The following is a 2,441-nucleotide window of genomic DNA, read 5'->3' on the forward strand; positions in this document are numbered from 1 at the left end:
ACAGTGTTGTCAGGCCCTCCCTGCCATCCCGCCACATCCCCACTGACATCCCTGTCAGGGAACCGTGGCGGGCCCCCACGAAAAGCCACTGCCCGCCCGCTACTCGCCGACGACGGAGCGGATGGTGTCGCGCATGGAGTGCCGGGCCTTCCAGCCCACGTCCTGCACCCAGCGGTTGCCGTCCACGGCGCAGAGGAACTGGATGTGGTCCAGCTCCGGCGGCGGGAAGTTGGCCAGCCGGTAGCGGAACATCAGGCCCAAGAGGGGCCGGGCCACGGGGTGTGGCACGGGGATGGCGGTGTGGCCCAGCTCGCGCAGCACGGCGGACAGGGGGACCTGGCCGGGGCCCACGACGTTGTAGACGCCCTTGGGCTCCGGGCGCAGGGCCTCCACCATGGCGCGGGCCACGTCCTCCACGTGGATGAGCTGCACCATGGGGTCGAAGCCCGCCATGGTCCACGGGCGGCGCAGCCGCAGGTAGTTGGACGGCGCGTTCTTGATGGTGGGCCCCACGATGTGGACGGGCCGCAGGATGACCGTCTCGATGTCGGGGTGCTTCCAGAAGAAGCTGTGCGCCAGCATGTCCACTTCGATGAGGTCGCGCACGCCGGAGAAGCGGCTCGCGGCCATCAGCGGCGCGTCCTCCGTGAGGAAGTTGGAGTTGTCCGGGCTGGGGCCGTAGACGTTCGCCGAGGACAGCACCACCACCTTCTTCACGCCGTACTTCGCGCAGTACTCCAGCAGGCGCGTGGTCCCCACGACGTTGAACGAGTGGTGCTCCTCCTCGCTCATGCGCGGGTCATGCATGATGCCCATGTGGATGACGGCGCGGACCTCGTTCTTGCGGAAGACGTCCTCCGCCTTCTTCTTGCGCAGGTCCAGCTGGTGCATCTCGACGTCCTTCGGCTTCCCGATGAAGGGACGCCGGTCGATGCCGATGATGCGCTCGCGCTTGTGCAGCTGCTTCGCCAGCGTGCGGCCCAGGTTGCCGCTGATGCCGGTGACGACGACGGCCGGGCGTTTGTCCACCGCGCTGGCGTCCTTCTCCTCGTTCGCGGCGCTCACCAGAACACGCTCCTGCGCTCCTTGAGCCCCTGGTGGAGCATCGCCTGGATGGCGGCCTTCACGGTGCGCACCTTCTTGTCCAGCTCACTGTCCTCGTCGTCCGCGCGGCCGGTGAAGTGGAGCGCGTCCCCGAAGTAGATGCGGTACTTCGTGGGCAGCGGGAAGGGCGTGCCCGTGGGGGTGATGGGGAAGGACGGGAAGCCCAGCAGCTTCGCCACGGGCTTCAAGTTCATCAGCGCGGGGGCCTGCTCCTCCGCGCCCACCACGGCGATGGGCACGATGGGCGTGTTCGTCTCCAGCGCCAGGCGCATGAAGCCCAGGCCGAACTCCTGGAGCTGGTAGCGCTGGGGCCAGAGCTTGTTGAGCCCGCGCGTCCCTTCCGGGAACACGAGGATGGCCTCCTCCGCCTCCAGGAGCCGCCGGCAGTTCTCCGGCGTGCCCACGATCTGGCCCACGCGCGCCATGAACGTGGAGACGTACGGCAGGGACGGCACCCACTTCTCCACCATGCTGCGGATGGCGCGCGGCGGGTTGCCCTCCACCATCAGGGCGATGCCAATCATCGCGCCGTCCAGGGGCAGCTGGCCGGAGTGGTTGGACACCAGCAGCACCCGCCCCGGGGGGATGCGGTCCGCGCCGTAGGCCTCCACCCGGAAGTAGTGGCGGTAGAGCCACATGAACGGGGCGATGGCGGCCAGGCTGTAGTCCAGGTTGAACCCGAACGGGTCCACCCCGTACTCGTTCTCCGTCCGGGCCAGGGCCTGGAGTTGGTCGGACTGCTGCTCGCCGGCCATGCGCTCGGTCCACTCGCGCAGGCCCTTCTTCACCTTGTCGCTGAAACGCTCCAGCATGGGCCCGCTCTTAGCACCCCCGCTTGCACGCTGGGAGTGGGCGGACAACCCGCGACGCCCTTCTGACGATAATCCGCCGGAAGGAGCCCCCATGCGCATCCCCTCCAAGCCCTCCCGGACGTCCGCCTCGGGGTCCACCGTCGCCGCCACGGTGCTGACGCTCGCCTCCTCCGGGGCCGCCGCCGGACGGCTGGCCGCGGACGTCAGCGGCTTCCAGCCCCAGGCCGCCACGGCTTCGTCACGGACGGGCAACACCGTGGCGGTGAACACGTTGGCCTCCCAGAAGGCCAGGGCCTCCGGCCTGGAGCGTGCGCCCTCGCAGGCCGTGTCCTTCGTGCGCGACTTCAACGCGCGCCTGGACCTGCCGCCCGCGCGCCTGAAGGAGAAGCTGGCGCAGATGCGGCAAAGCCCCTCCGCCATGTTCCGCGCCATGCCCGCCCTGTTCCACGCGGACCTCCGGGGCCCGTACGCGCAAGGCGCGCGGCTGACGGACCGGCCCGCGCCGGACATCCGGGTGGTGGGGGA

General features: G+C 69.6%; 3 protein-coding genes. 1 reads left to right on the forward strand and 2 read right to left on the reverse strand.

The genetic code is table 11. The annotated features are described in order from the left end of the window. Positions 1-99: 99 nt before the first annotated feature. The gene (locus tag D7X55_RS38385; protein ID WP_199747327.1) at positions 100-1,065 is read right to left on the reverse strand and encodes an SDR family oxidoreductase; all 966 of its coding nucleotides are present in this window, start codon (positions 1,063-1,065) and stop codon (positions 100-102) included. After that, positions 1,062-1,916 (reverse strand): lysophospholipid acyltransferase family protein, encoded by an 855-nt coding sequence (locus D7X55_RS38390; RefSeq protein WP_120552947.1) that lies wholly within the window; start codon positions 1,914-1,916, stop codon positions 1,062-1,064. Before D7X55_RS38390 ends, D7X55_RS38385 begins: the two co-directional genes overlap by 4 nt. 91 nt (positions 1,917-2,007) lie before the next feature. Between D7X55_RS38390 and D7X55_RS38395 the strand changes: the two genes are divergently transcribed. Continuing rightward, positions 2,008-2,441 (forward strand): hypothetical protein (locus D7X55_RS38395; protein ID WP_199747328.1); only part of this gene is annotated, 434 nt, incomplete at its 3' end.

The organism is Corallococcus sp. AB049A (assembly GCF_003668885.1).
Lineage (GTDB): Bacteria > Myxococcota > Myxococcia > Myxococcales > Myxococcaceae > Corallococcus > Corallococcus interemptor.